Source organism: Pseudoalteromonas sp. SANK 73390 (genome assembly GCF_054966645.1).
The window spans coordinates 34661-47865 of sequence record NZ_ARPN01000108.1 but is presented as its reverse complement, the minus strand read 5'-3'; the positions used below and the strand labels follow the sequence as shown (position 1 = coordinate 47865).

The window sequence follows — 13205 nt, the reverse complement described above, 5'->3', positions numbered from 1 at the left end:
AATTGCGGCTCAAAATTGCCGCCTCGCAGGTACCCAAATGCTTAATGTAACTTTTAACAATTCTAAGACTTTAGCGAATGGATCAGGTTCACAAGATGTTATCAGCACACAAAGTGATAATTTGGCAGATGAACCGAATAGTTTTCTTTCTACATTTAAGATGTTAACTGATGCAAGTGACAAAGAAACCCCTGACACTTCAACCCCTGACACTTCAACTTCTGAAGAATTAATAGTTGATAGCTCTGACTCAGCCAGCAATGTGGCAAAGCAAACGTTATTAACTTCAACAACTGAAAACCAAAACCAGTTAGTTGAAGAGCCAATTGAGGAAGTTTCAGACCACAAGGCGGTGGTAGCGGAATCGACCGAACAGCAGGTATTACCTAAAGCAGTCGATGAGCTAATGGCTCAGATCAACGCCGCGAATCAACAAAAAACGGATGTAGTCGTGCATCCAATATCCACTTCCAATGAAGAGGAAGTTAGTCAGACCGATACAATAAAAATAATTGATTTTTTAAATTCGAAAAAAAGTACTTCAGCTTCTCATTTAGAGGATGAGTCGGTTTCAGTCGTGAAAAATACAGACTTTAATCGTGTTGAGGAGGTTGACAAAATGGTTGGCTCTGAAACTAAAGTGAATGAACTAATTGATTCAGGTACGAAAATGAGTAAGGAAGAAATTGTTACTCCATTAAAGTTAAACGCACAAATAAAAAATGAAGCTGGGGAAGCTGCTCGAGAAGGTAAAGGCCAATTATTGCAGCAAACTTTACAACCCAGCCAAGCTGAATTAGCACATAAGCTTGAAAAAGTAAGCTCACAGATTGAACATAGCAAGGAAGTTAAAGAAGCAGGAGAACAGATAAAAACACCAGCTGATACGAGAAGTTTGAATGAAGATAAGCAAAGTATTGCAGCGCTACATACATCACAACAAGGTGATATTGAACAAAGAACGGCTGATACACCATCCGTGAGAAAACAAAATGAATTGGCCAAACAAATAGGCGAAATAGTAAAGCAAACTGAGTCCCACTTACCAAAAGAAAGCACAAGTTTAGCATCGATTAAAGAGTACTCTGTAGAGCAACGACTAGCGCAACAGTTAGCCTCTTTAACTCCTAAAGAAAGAAGTGCGCTAAAGCAGGGCTTACAGCAGTTAACTAATGAAGGAAGGTCAACACCGCTTGTTGAGCAAGCGTTATCTCAACTGAAGGCGCTAGAAGAAAAGCAGGTTTTAACCGATAAGTCATTACCCAATGATGCTAACTTAGCAGCAGTAAGTGTTTCAGTGGCTAAAAATAAGCCAGCAGCGTACAACAGTACCAAAGTAGATAAAGATACAGCTAAGCATGAAGCTAAATCTGGAATTAAGACTGAAGGAGATCACGGCGCAAAGCAAAACGTGAGTTCCAAAATAAAACAAGACATGAGTGCGTCAATATCCTCTTTGAGTCAAGCGATGCCGACGCCTCAAGTAGAGCAACTATTTAAAGCAATTGCGGCTCCATTAACAAATGGAAGTGCTTCACAATATACTGAATTTGTTAATTATATGCAGCAATTAGACGAAGCCCCAAAAAATATTCAAACACAGCAAAACCATGCAACAGCGCAAAAAATACAAGTAGATCCACAAATGTTACAAGCGGTAAATATTGCTAGAAATGATGCTGCGAAAATACTGCAAGAGAAAGTGTCTATGATGCTGAACTTGAATAATCAAGAGGCTGAAATACGTTTAGATCCCAGAGAGCTAGGCGCTATGCAAATACGTATCCGAACGGATGCAGAGCAGGCACAAGTAAACTTTATCGTTCAAAATCAGCAAGCTAAAGATTTGCTAGAGCAGTCTTTGCCAAAATTAAAAGAGATGCTTGCAGAGCAAGGCATTGAGCTTGGAGAAAGTAATATAGAGCAAGGTGATGGGTCACAAGGCGAGCAAGAGTTAGGCTCTGAACAGCAAGGGCAGTCACAATCGTCATCGTTGGAGCACGGTGAGGACGAAAAAAATAGTCAATCACCGACTCAACAATCCCTAAACGATGGTTCTTCAATAGATTATTACGCCTAACTACTGCTATTATATAGAAATAGGCTCTTAGCTTTGTAGCTTAAACAAGGATTAACATGGCAGAAGAAACTGATTTAGAGATTGAAGAAACGGGTGGTAATAAAAAGAAAATTATTATTATTGCAGCTATTGCCGCAGTGGCTTTAGTCGTTGTAGCAGTATTGTTTTTAACATCCGCTGATGATGAGCCTGTTGAAACCCTAGCAGAAGAAGAAACGGTATCTCAGACCGTTGAATCAAGTAGCTCTTCCGCTGAAACAGGCAGTGCACTATATGTTGCAATGCCAAGGCCATTTGTTTTTAACGTACCTGGTGCGAGCCGAGATCGTATTGTACAGATAAAAGTGCAACTACTTGTGCGTGGGGATGTTAATGAAGAAGTTGCTAAAAAACATATTCCTCTTATTGAAGGTACACTTTTGAGTGTCTTTTCTACCACAACAGCTGATGAATTGAGTACGAGTGCAGGAAAAGAAACATTACGCTTGTCAGCCGTTGATAAAGTTCAAGAAGCAATGGAAGGGGTTGAAGGTAGTAAAGTCATTGAACGCGTACTTTTTACCGGCTTTGTAATGCAGTGAGGTCTTAAGTGAGTGATTTATTATCCCAAGACGAAATCGATGCGCTATTACATGGTGTTGATGATGTTGAAGAGGAAGAGGTAGGCGGCGATGATGAGGGTGATTCAACTGCGCTACAGTATGACTTTTCGTCTCAAGACCGTATTGTTCGCGGTCGGATGCCAACGCTTGAAATTGTGAACGAACGTTTTGCACGCCATATGCGTATCAGTTTATTTAACATGATGCGTCGTACTGCTGAAGTATCGATTAACGGTGTGCAAATGCTGAAGTTTGGGGAGTATATTCACACCTTATTTGTACCAACCAGCTTAAATATGGTGCGCTTTAGACCGTTAAAAGGTACGGGTCTAATCACCATGGAAGCGCGACTTGTATTTATCCTAGTAGATAACTTTTTTGGTGGTGATGGTCGATATCATGCAAAAATAGAAGGGCGAGAGTTTACGCCAACAGAGCGACGCATTGTTCAAATGTTGCTAAAAATTATTTTTGAAGATTACAAAGAAGCTTGGGCACCAGTCATGGATGTGTCGTTCGAGTATCTTGATTCTGAAGTAAACCCTGCAATGGCTAATATTGTAAGCCCAACAGAAGTGGTGGTGATCAGCTCATTTCATATAGAACTTGATGGTGGTGGAGGGGATTTTCACATATCTCTACCTTACTCCATGTTGGAGCCTATCAGAGAGTTATTAGATGCGGGTGTACAATCTGATACAGAAGATACTGACTTACGGTGGAGTAAAGCATTACGCGATGAAATTATGGATGTTGAAGTTGAACTTTCAACCCAATTATTAGAAATTGATTTGACGCTTGCACAAATTATGGATTTGAAAGCGGGTGATGTTATTCCCGTTGAAATGCCTGAACACATTACGGTATTTGTAGAAGAACTACCAACATTTAGGGCAAAAATGGGTCGCTCACGTGATAATGTTGCCTTGCAAATAAGTGAGAAAATTAAACGCCCAGAGTCTGTTAAATCAGAGTTACATGTATTTACAAAGGGTGGCAAAAAACTCGATTCAGATGCAGAATTAGCGGAATTGGAAGAAGATTTACACCTATCAGAAGGTGTGGACTTAGATTGGTAAAGATTGATTATATAAAGGTTTTGATAGTATGAGCGATGATCAAGATACAATGGATGAATGGGCTGCAGCCCTAGCAGAAGCTGAAGAGACTGATGCACCAGATGGTGAGCCTGAAGTTGCTGAACTTGATGAGCTTAAGGACTCAACCGATAACTTATCTTCAGATGAAAAGCGCAAGTTAGATACAATTTTAGATATACCTGTCACCATATCAATGGAGGTGGGGCGTTCTAAAATTAATATTCGGAATTTGCTGCAACTAAACCAAGGTTCGGTTGTTGAACTTGACAGAGTTGCCGGTGAGCCGTTAGATGTATTGGTTAACGGAACTTTGATCGCACATGGTGAAGTAGTTGTAGTGAATGATAAATTTGGTATTCGTTTAACTGATGTTATTAGCCAAGTTGAACGAATTAAAAAGTTACGATGAATAAAATGACACTATGGTTATTGTTAGCTTTTGCTACACCTGTAGCCGCAAAGTCTGCAGCTTCGGGGTTAAGTACCGAGCTGTTGTCAGTGGGCTTATCGCTGATGTTGGTCGTTTTACTTGTGATTGGGTTAGGCTTTTTGGTTAAAAGGTTTAACCCTAATATTGGTAACACACCAGGTTTTAAAGTGATCCGTAGTTTGCCACTTGGAACAAAAGAGCGGCTGATGGTAATTGAGATAGATAATAAACAGCATTTATTAGGTGTAACGCCTGGCAGTATTAACTATTTATATCAGCTTGAACAGCCGCTAGAGCAGGCTGATATGCCGGTATTTGCGAAAGAGTTGAGTCGGTTTATTGGCAAGCAAAATAACAAGAATAATTTAAATGATTAGATTTCTCATCATATTGATAGGTATCGGCTTTTTTCCTTATGCGGGAGCAGAAGGTATTGATGCTCTGAGTATTACGACTAACCCAGATGGGTCTCAAGAATACTCTGTAACTCTACAAGTACTTGCAATTATGACCGCGCTGAGTTTTATTCCAGCGGCAGTTATAATGATGACGTCTTTCACCCGTATTATCGTCGTTTTAGCAATTTTGAGACAAGCTATAGGCCTCCAACAAACACCTTCTAACCAGATTCTTCTGGGTATGTCTTTGTTTTTAACTTTTTTCATTATGGCACCGATATTTAGCCAAATACACGATAAGGCAGTTCAACCTTATCTCAATGAAGAAATGACCTCGCTGCAAGCTTTAAATCAAGCGAAAGAGCCGTTAAAAACATTTATGTTGTCTCAAACACGAATTAAAGATTTAGAAACCTTCGCTAAAATAGCAGGATATGACAGTCTTGATAAGCCAGAAGATACGCCGTTTATAGTTATTATCCCTGCGTTTGTTACGAGTGAGTTGCAAACTGCATTTATTATTGGTTTCATGTTTTTTATACCCTTTCTGATTGTTGACTTAGTCGTAGCCAGTGTTTTAATGGCAATGGGTATGATGATGTTATCGCCGATGATAGTGTCTTTACCATTTAAAATTATGCTGTTTGTATTAGTTGATGGCTGGGGTTTGGTAATGGGTACGTTAGCCCGTAGTTTTGGCTTAGGAACGTGACATGGAACCAGAAGTATTTGTTGATATTCTAAGTGACTCGCTTTTTATAGTGATAAAACTGGTTGCTGCAATCGTTCTACCCGGTTTATTGGTTGGCCTCGTTGTTGCAGTATTTCAAGCAGCGACATCAATTAATGAACAAACTTTAAGCTTTTTACCCAGATTGATTATTACAATTGTTGCGCTCATCATTGGAGGGCATTGGTTTACACAAGTGTTGATGGACTTTTTTATAGGGATTGTAATGCGGATCCCTGAAATAGCAGGTTAGGAATGGAATTTCCTTTAGCCGTTATTATACAGTGGCTTAGTGACTTATTGCTTCCCTTAGTTCGCATTAGCTCGATGATCATGATAATGGCAGGCTTAGGTGCTAAAACAGTGCCAGCGCGAATAAAGATGGCGTTGTCAGTGGTTATTACTCTTGCGGTGATGCCTGTACTGCCCCCTTCCCAGTTTGTCGACTTGTTTTCTTTTGGTATGGTATTTGTTGTTATTCAGCAAATGATTATTGGTATAGCAATTGGGTTTGCATCATTATTATTACTAAATACATTTATCATTGCAGGTCAGATTTTAGCAATGCAAACTGGTTTAGGTTTTGCATCTGTGGTAGACCCAGCAAACGGGTTGAGTGTACCTGCAGTAGGGCAGTTTTATCTCATTTTATCGACACTGCTCTTTTTTGTCTTTAATGGTCATTTAATGATGCTGAAAATGATTATTTTTAGTTTTGAAACGCTCCCTATTAATGGGCAGTGGTGGGTGGTTGATAGCTATTGGCTAATTATTAATTGGGGAGGGTGGATGTTTGCAACTGCATTAGCGCTTTCACTTGCCCCTTTAACAGCCATGTTAGTTATCAATATTTCATTTGGCATAATGACTCGGGCAGCACCTCAAATGAATATTTTTTCAGTAGGGTTTGCGTTTACGTTGATAGCAGGTTTGGCAATTATTTGGGCTACACTTGGTAATTTTGTGGTTCAATATGAATTTCAATGGCTGAAAATGACGGAGTTAATGTGTAACTTAATTGGATGTACGGTGTAAGCAATGGCAGAAGATTCAGGCCAAGAACGTACCGAAGAACCTACCTCAAAGAAAATAGAAGAGGCGCGGAAAAAGGGGCAAATTGCGCGCTCTAAAGAACTAGGCACAACGTTTGTTTTGATTTTTTCTGCTATTGCCTTGTTATTGTATGGACCTGCGCTCGGACAGGGGCTGTATAATATTATGGGCCGCGCCTTAACTCTTAATCGTAATGAAACATATGATACAACTAAAATGTTTTCTGTATGGGATATGGCTTTCGCAGAATTACTATTTCCATTTTCTATGTTTGTACTCATTATTGCTTTAGCAGGAATTATAGGTAATACATTACTAGGTGGGTTTAACTTTAGTTGGCAAGCCGCAGCGCCTAAAGCAAGTAAAATGTCTCCCATGAAAGGCTTAAAGCGTATGCTTGGGCCTCAGGCTGCAGTTGAACTAATCAAGTCGATTCTAAAGTTTATATTGGTTGCAGGTGCTGCAATTTTTCTTATTAACACTTTTTTTTATGAAATACTGCACCTTAGCATTGAGGCAGTACCGGGCAGTATTATCCATTCATTAGAGATACTGGCATGGATGTTTCTAGGACTAAGTTGTACTTTGATTATAATTTCAGCAATTGATGCGCCTTATCAAAGTTATAATCACCATAAACAGCTAAAAATGACACTGCAAGAGGTGAAAGATGAATATAAAAACTCTGAAGGTGATCCGCAAATTAAGGCTCGTATCAGGCGAACACAGCGAGAAATGTCACAACGAAGAATGATGCAAGATGTACCTGATGCCGATGTGGTGGTGACTAACCCGACACATTATTCTGTCGCGCTTAAATATGATACCGATAAAGCAGGTGCGCCGATGGTAATAGCTAAAGGTGTTGATGAATTGGCCATGCAAATTCGAAAGGTTGCCATAGGTAATGAAGTGCCAATTGTTGAATCACCATTGTTAACACGTTCTTTGTATCATACTACTGAAGTAGGAGAGCAAATACCTGATCAGCTCTTTACTGCGGTAGCACAAGTTTTAGCATATGTTTTTCAGCTTAAGCGTTTTAATAAAGGGCGAGGTCGTAAGCCAACCTCATTAAGTAAAGACTTGTCTATTCCCGACCACCTAAAACATTAATAACGATAATTGGCTCACTACTTGCTTTAGTAGCTTAGTGTCAATATTTTGCAGTTGTTAAGTTATGGAATTTAAAGCAGTTTTATCACAGCTCAATAAAGATAAAAAAGAATACGCTAAAGGTGTAGGTACGCCTTTACTGGTGCTTGCGGCTCTGGGTATGGTTATTTTGCCGTTACCCCCATTTTTGCTGGATATTCTGTTTTCGTTCAATATTGCATTATCTCTTGTGGTCTTACTAGTTACTGTTTATACCATGAAGCCATTAGAGTTTGGTATGTTTCCGGCTGTATTGTTAATTGCGACGATTATGCGTCTGGCTTTGAATGTTGCAAGTACACGTGTTGTACTTTTAGAAGGACACAATGGTGGAGATGCCGCGGGTAAAGTGATTGAAGCGTTTGGCTCAGTTGTTATTGGCGGAAATTATGCTGTTGGTCTTGTGGTATTTTTAATTCTGATCATTATAAATTTTGTTGTAATCACCAAAGGTGCAGGGCGTATTTCTGAGGTGTCAGCGCGTTTTACCTTGGATGCTATGCCAGGTAAGCAAATGGCGATTGATGCAGATTTAAACGCCGGGTTTATAAGTGCAGAAGACGCTAGAGCTAGGCGTGAAGAGGTAACTCGAGAAGCTGACTTTTATGGTTCTATGGATGGTGCTAGTAAGTTTGTAAAAGGTGATGCAATAGCGGGTATCGTAATATTGGCTATTAATATTATCGGTGGTTTGTTTGTTGGAATGATCCAGCATGACCTGACTTTTGGTAGGGCAATGGAAGTATATACGTTGCTAACAATCGGTGATGGATTAGTTGCGCAATTACCATCACTTTTATTATCAATTGGTACCGCAATTGTGGTGACTCGACAAAATGAGTCTCATAATATGGGTGATCAGTTTAAGTCTCAGCTTGGTAACGAAAAGTCTCTGTTTATCGCTTCAGGCATCTTAACCGTAATGGGGCTTGTTCCTGGTATGCCGCATGTTGCATTTTTAAGTTTGGGCGCTTTATTAGGTTATCTTGCTTATTACACCCACAAGCAAAAGAGTGAGGCGGCTGAAAACAATGCTGGGCAAGAAGCTAAAGGTACTGATATTGCCAACAAGCAAGAACAAAAAGAGTTGGGATGGGATGATGTTCAACCTGTAGATGTCATTGGTTTAGAAGTTGGCTACCGTCTTATTCCACTGGTTGATCAATCACAAGGTGGAGAGCTATTAAGTCGTATAAAGGGCGTGCGTAAGAAGCTATCTCAAGAGCTTGGCTTTTTGGTACCGCCAGTACATATTCGTGACAACTTAGAGCTTGACCCAAACGCGTATAACATCACATTAATGGGTGTTGGATCTGGCGAAGGTGAATTAAAACATGGTGACGAGCTAGCGATTAATCCAGGGCAGGTATTTGGTCCTATCAAGGGGGTGGAGACAAAAGACCCTGCATTTGGTCTAGATGCGGTTTGGATTAAACCCGAGCAAAAAGACGAAGCGCATTCTTTAGGTTATACAGTCGTTGATGCGGCGACAGTAGTTGCGACACATATTAGTCAGTTGCTAACCAACAATGCTTCGTTATTGTTAGGCCATGAGGAAGTGCAAAACTTATTGGACATGTTGGCTAAGAGTCATCCTCGACTCGTAGAAGGGTTAGTACCTGATGTACTTCCTCTCACTACCATTGTAAAAGTCCTACAAAATTTACTTAATGAAGGCGTTGCAATTCGTGACATGCGCTCAATAGTTCAGACCCTTGTCGAATACGGACCACGCAGCCAAGACCCAGATGTATTAACGGCTGCAGTAAGAATTTCACTGCGTAGATTAATAGTTCAAGATGCGGTTGGTAATGCTGATGAAATCCCTGTCATAACATTGGCACCTGAGTTGGAACAGATGTTGCATCAGTCACTTCAGAACGCAGGTGATGAAGGGGCAGGTATCGAACCAGGTCTTGCTGAACGGCTTCAAAACTCATTGAGAGAAGCCCACCAAACGCAAGAGATGCTAGGTGATCCGTCCATTTTATTAACCTCAGGTATGTTAAGAAGCGTGCTTTCAAGATTTGTTAAACATACGATCCCAGGCCTTCGCGTGATGTCATATCAAGAAGTGCCAGATGAAAGACAAATAAAGATTGTGAGCTCGGTTGGACAGTAATAGGATTTAAGGGGTTGTAACATGAAAATCAAACGTTTTTTTGCCAAAGATATGCGCACTGCACTTAAAGAAGTGAAAGAAGAGCTAGGTGTAGATGCTGTCATTATGTCAAATAAAAAGTTGGCTGATGGCGTGGAAATTGTTGCTGCAATAGACAATGATCGCGCACCAGTAGCTCCTACACATGAAGAGCCGATGGAGCAACAGCCTCAAACTCGTTCAGCTTCGCCTCGTTTTGTTCGCCCTGAATCTCTGCGTGCACGCCCTGAACCTCAGGCCCCTGTTGCAGACAGCCTTGAGGCACTATTGGAACGTCAAGCCCCGCGTCCTCGCTCTGCACAATTAGCCTCTATGTTTTCGCAATCAGGCATAGATACAGAGCAAGTTTTTAAGGCTCGTCAACAAGCCCCTCAAGATAACCGGGTTCAAGAGCCTGCACAACAAAGCCTCAAAAGCCATACTAATCCGTCTCAACATGTCGCTAATGAAAGAATGCAAGCGGCTGCAGACTGGCAGTTTGAAGATGAGTTAGAGTCTGGGTTTGGGGATGATATGAATCATAGTAGTCCCGAAAATAATGAAATGACTTCCATGCGTGAAGAAATGAATGCTATTCGTCAACTTTTAGAGCATCAAGTCTCTGGCTTGATGCAACAAGATATGGCGCGCAGAGACCCTACTCGAGCTTGTTTAATCGACAGACTCCAGGGTATGGGAATTGATGCCGAGGTAGCACAGCAGATGGCGTGCTTTATTCCCGATGATGTATCACGAAAAGAAGCATGGAATGCACTTTTAAACATGGTTGTAAACCAAATGCATACCACTAATAATGACATTCTTCGTCAAGGTGGAGTCTATGCATTTGTGGGCCCTACAGGTGTTGGCAAAACAACGACCGTTGCTAAATTAGCTGCGCTGGGCGCACAAAAATATGGTGCTGATAAAGTTGCACTTATCACCACCGATACATACCGTATAGGTGCTTATGAGCAGTTATCTACTTACGGACGCATTATTGGCTGTCCGGTAAAACAAGTCAAAGATGCTAATGAACTTGCAGAAGTTTTATATCACTTACGCAATAAGCGACTAATATTAATAGATACAGCAGGTATGAGCCAAAGAGATTTGCGTTTAACCGAGCAATTAAATACTTTAATGCGTAGTACCCGGGTTGATATTCGTAGCTATTTAGTATTAAGTGCAACATCACAGATGCATGTATTGCAAGAAACAGTGCGTCACTTTCAAAAAGTTAATTTAAGTGGCTGTATCTTTACTAAACTTGATGAATGTCTGAGTTTGGGTGAGATTATTAGCATAGCGATTCAAAATCGCTTGCCAATAGGGTATCTTACCAATGGACAGCGAGTTCCTGAGGATATTCGTGTTGCGAATGCTCAAAAGCTAGTCAAAAAAGCGGAACAATTGTATTTAAAGAGAATAAAAGCACAACATTCGAGACCTGCAGCAGTAGCGTCTCAGACAGTAGGAATGTATGATTAACACAGTATTAGATCAAGCAAGTGGCCTGCGTAAAATGAGTCAAAATAATAATCACGGTGTTAAAGTTATTGCGGTAACAGGTGGTAAAGGTGGGGTTGGCAAAACTAATGTCTCCTTAAATACTGCAATCGCACTGGGTCAGCAAGGAAATCGTGTCTTGGTATTGGATGCTGATTTGGGTTTGGCAAACTGTGATGTCATGTTAGGTCTTAGAGTTGAGAAAAATTTATCACATGTGCTTTCTGGTGAGTGTGAGCTAGATGAAATATTAGTCGAAGGACCTGCGGGAATTAAAATTGTGCCTGCTACGTCTGGGTCGCAAAGTATGGTGGAGCTAACACCAGCAGAACATGCAGGTCTTATTCGCGCATTTAGTGAGTTAAATACTGAATTTGATATACTTATCGTAGATACTGCAGCTGGCATTTCGGATATGGTGCTGAGCTTTTCTCGTGCAGCACAAGATGTGATGGTAGTCGTGTGTGATGAACCTACATCAATAACTGACGCTTATGCACTCATAAAGGTATTAAGCCGTGAGCATGGTGTTTATAAATTTAAAATTGTTGCAAATATGGTGCGAAGCTTGCGAGAAGGGCAAGAATTATTTGCTAAACTCTCAAAAGTAACGGATAGGTTTTTGGATGTAGCTTTGGAGCTTGTAGCAACAGTACCGTTCGATGAAAATATGCGTAAGTCGTCAAGGCGTCAAAAGACGATTGTTGAGTTGTTTCCCAATTCACCTGCAGCGGTCGCATTTAGAGGTCTTGCGAGTAAGGCTGTAAAGTGGCCAATACCGCATCAGCCATCGGGGCATTTAGAGTTTTTTATTGAACAATTAGTCAATGGTTAACTATGGCATCATCGGTGAGTAAAGCGATGGGGTATCAGACATCTGAACATTTACATAAAGTGGTGGAACGTCATGCATCACTGGTCAAAAAAGTTGCGTGTCATATGCTGGCGCGTCTACCTGCAAATATTCAATTAGATGATTTGATACAATCTGGCATGATAGGGCTAATTGAAGCAACTAAAAATTTTGATGCATCAAAAGGAGCCAGTTTTGAAACGTTTGCTGGTATTCGCATTCGAGGTGCAATGTTAGATGAGATCCGCAGAGGTGATTGGGCTCCTCGTTCAGTTCACCGTAAAAGTAGAATGGTTGCAGAAGCCATCGCAGAACTTGAATCTACACTCAATCGAGAGCCAAAAGATACGGAAATAGCTGAAAAACTTGATATTACGCTGGATGAGTACCATCATATCTTAAGTGATGTGAATAGCAGTAAAGTCATAGGTATTGAGGACTTAGGTGTAGATGAAGATGTTATTTCACCTGCAGACAACGATTTATCGCTAGACAAACCATTTAATAACGTTAAAAATGAACGTTTTAACGAGTCGTTAGTGGCAGCGATAAATGCTTTGCCAGAAAGAGACGCCCTAGTGTTGTCGCTTTATTACAACGATGAAATGAATTTAAAAGAGATCGGGCAAATACTAGATGTAAGTGAATCTCGTGTTAGCCAAATTCATGGGCAGGCAATGATAAGGCTAAGAGCCAAAATCAATGACTGGGTCAATTAGAGTAAAAATAATAGGTTCAAACCTCACTGGAGGATGTTTTGGATAAAAACATGAAAATTCTCGTGGTTGATGATTTTTCTACAATGAGGAGAATAATCAAAAATCTGCTTAGAGATTTAGGCTTTACCAATGTACAAGAAGCTGATGATGGCAGTACTGCGCTTCCAATGCTACAAAACCAAGAGTTTGATTTTGTAGTAACAGATTGGAATATGCCTGGCATGCAAGGTATCGATTTGCTACGAGCTATTAGAGCGGATGATAACCTTAAGCATATCCCAGTGTTAATGGTGACTGCGGAAGCTAAAAAAGAACAAATTGTGGCAGCTGCACAAGCTGGGGTTAACGGCTACATTGTTAAACCTTTTACTGCAGGAACACTAAAAACAAAGTTAGAAAAAGTGTTTGAACGTTTAGGCTAAGAACTAAGAAGGAG

14 protein-coding genes are annotated in these 13205 nt (G+C 40.5%); all 14 read left to right on the top strand.

The window, feature by feature from the left end:
* The first annotated feature begins 37 nt into the window (after positions 1-37).
* Positions 38-2080 carry a flagellar hook-length control protein FliK gene (locus SANK73390_RS13935; protein WP_462766626.1) on the top strand — a complete coding sequence of 681 codons (2043 nt, stop codon included), beginning with the start codon at positions 38-40 and terminating at the stop codon, positions 2078-2080.
* 56 nt (positions 2081-2136) lie between these two features.
* A complete protein-coding gene (gene fliL / locus SANK73390_RS13930) occupies positions 2137-2661 on the top strand; it encodes a flagellar basal body-associated protein FliL (RefSeq protein ID WP_462766625.1) in 525 nt (174 codons plus the stop codon).
* An 8-nt stretch (positions 2662-2669) separates the two neighbouring features.
* A complete protein-coding gene (gene fliM, locus SANK73390_RS13925; protein ID WP_261592205.1) occupies positions 2670-3761 on the top strand; it encodes a flagellar motor switch protein FliM in 1092 nt (363 codons plus the stop codon).
* 28 nt (positions 3762-3789) lie between these two features.
* Positions 3790-4191, top strand: a complete 402-nt coding sequence (gene fliN / locus SANK73390_RS13920; RefSeq protein WP_462766624.1) for a flagellar motor switch protein FliN — start codon at positions 3790-3792, stop codon at positions 4189-4191.
* 5 nt (positions 4192-4196) lie between these two features.
* The gene (gene fliO / locus SANK73390_RS13915) at positions 4197-4589 is read left to right on the top strand and encodes a flagellar biosynthetic protein FliO (RefSeq protein ID WP_261592207.1); all 393 of its coding nucleotides are present in this window, start codon (positions 4197-4199) and stop codon (positions 4587-4589) included.
* Positions 4582-5322 (top strand): flagellar type III secretion system pore protein FliP, encoded by a 741-nt coding sequence (gene fliP / locus SANK73390_RS13910; RefSeq protein WP_462766623.1) that lies wholly within the window; start codon positions 4582-4584, stop codon positions 5320-5322. The genes fliO and fliP overlap by 8 nt, the downstream gene beginning before the upstream one ends.
* A 1-nt stretch (position 5323) precedes the next feature.
* Positions 5324-5593 carry a flagellar biosynthesis protein FliQ gene (fliQ, locus tag SANK73390_RS13905; protein WP_261592209.1) on the top strand — a complete coding sequence of 90 codons (270 nt, stop codon included), beginning with the start codon at positions 5324-5326 and terminating at the stop codon, positions 5591-5593.
* 2 nt (positions 5594-5595) lie between these two features.
* Positions 5596-6375: a flagellar biosynthetic protein FliR gene (gene fliR / locus SANK73390_RS13900; protein WP_462766622.1), complete on the top strand. Its 780-nt coding sequence runs from the start codon at positions 5596-5598 to the stop codon at positions 6373-6375.
* Positions 6376-6378: 3 nt separating this feature from the next.
* Positions 6379-7509 carry a flagellar biosynthesis protein FlhB gene (flhB, locus tag SANK73390_RS13895; RefSeq protein ID WP_462766621.1) on the top strand — a complete coding sequence of 377 codons (1131 nt, stop codon included), beginning with the start codon at positions 6379-6381 and terminating at the stop codon, positions 7507-7509.
* 64 nt (positions 7510-7573) lie between these two features.
* The gene (gene flhA / locus SANK73390_RS13890; protein WP_462766620.1) at positions 7574-9670 is read left to right on the top strand and encodes a flagellar biosynthesis protein FlhA; all 2097 of its coding nucleotides are present in this window, start codon (positions 7574-7576) and stop codon (positions 9668-9670) included.
* 21 nt (positions 9671-9691) lie between these two features.
* Complete coding sequence (gene flhF, locus SANK73390_RS13885) at positions 9692-11179, top strand: flagellar biosynthesis protein FlhF (protein ID WP_462766619.1); 1488 nt, start codon at positions 9692-9694, stop codon at positions 11177-11179.
* Entirely contained in the window at positions 11172-12032 is an 861-nt protein-coding gene (locus tag SANK73390_RS13880) for a MinD/ParA family ATP-binding protein (RefSeq protein WP_261592214.1), read from the top strand. The genes flhF and SANK73390_RS13880 overlap by 8 nt, the downstream gene beginning before the upstream one ends.
* 26 nt (positions 12033-12058) lie before the next feature.
* Complete coding sequence (locus SANK73390_RS13875) at positions 12059-12769, top strand: RNA polymerase sigma factor FliA (RefSeq protein ID WP_462766674.1); 711 nt, start codon at positions 12059-12061, stop codon at positions 12767-12769.
* A gap of 38 nt (positions 12770-12807) precedes the next feature.
* On the top strand, positions 12808-13191 hold the full coding sequence (gene cheY / locus SANK73390_RS13870; protein ID WP_171625892.1) for a chemotaxis response regulator CheY: 384 nt from the start codon (positions 12808-12810) through the stop codon (positions 13189-13191).
* Positions 13192-13205 lie beyond the last annotated feature (14 nt).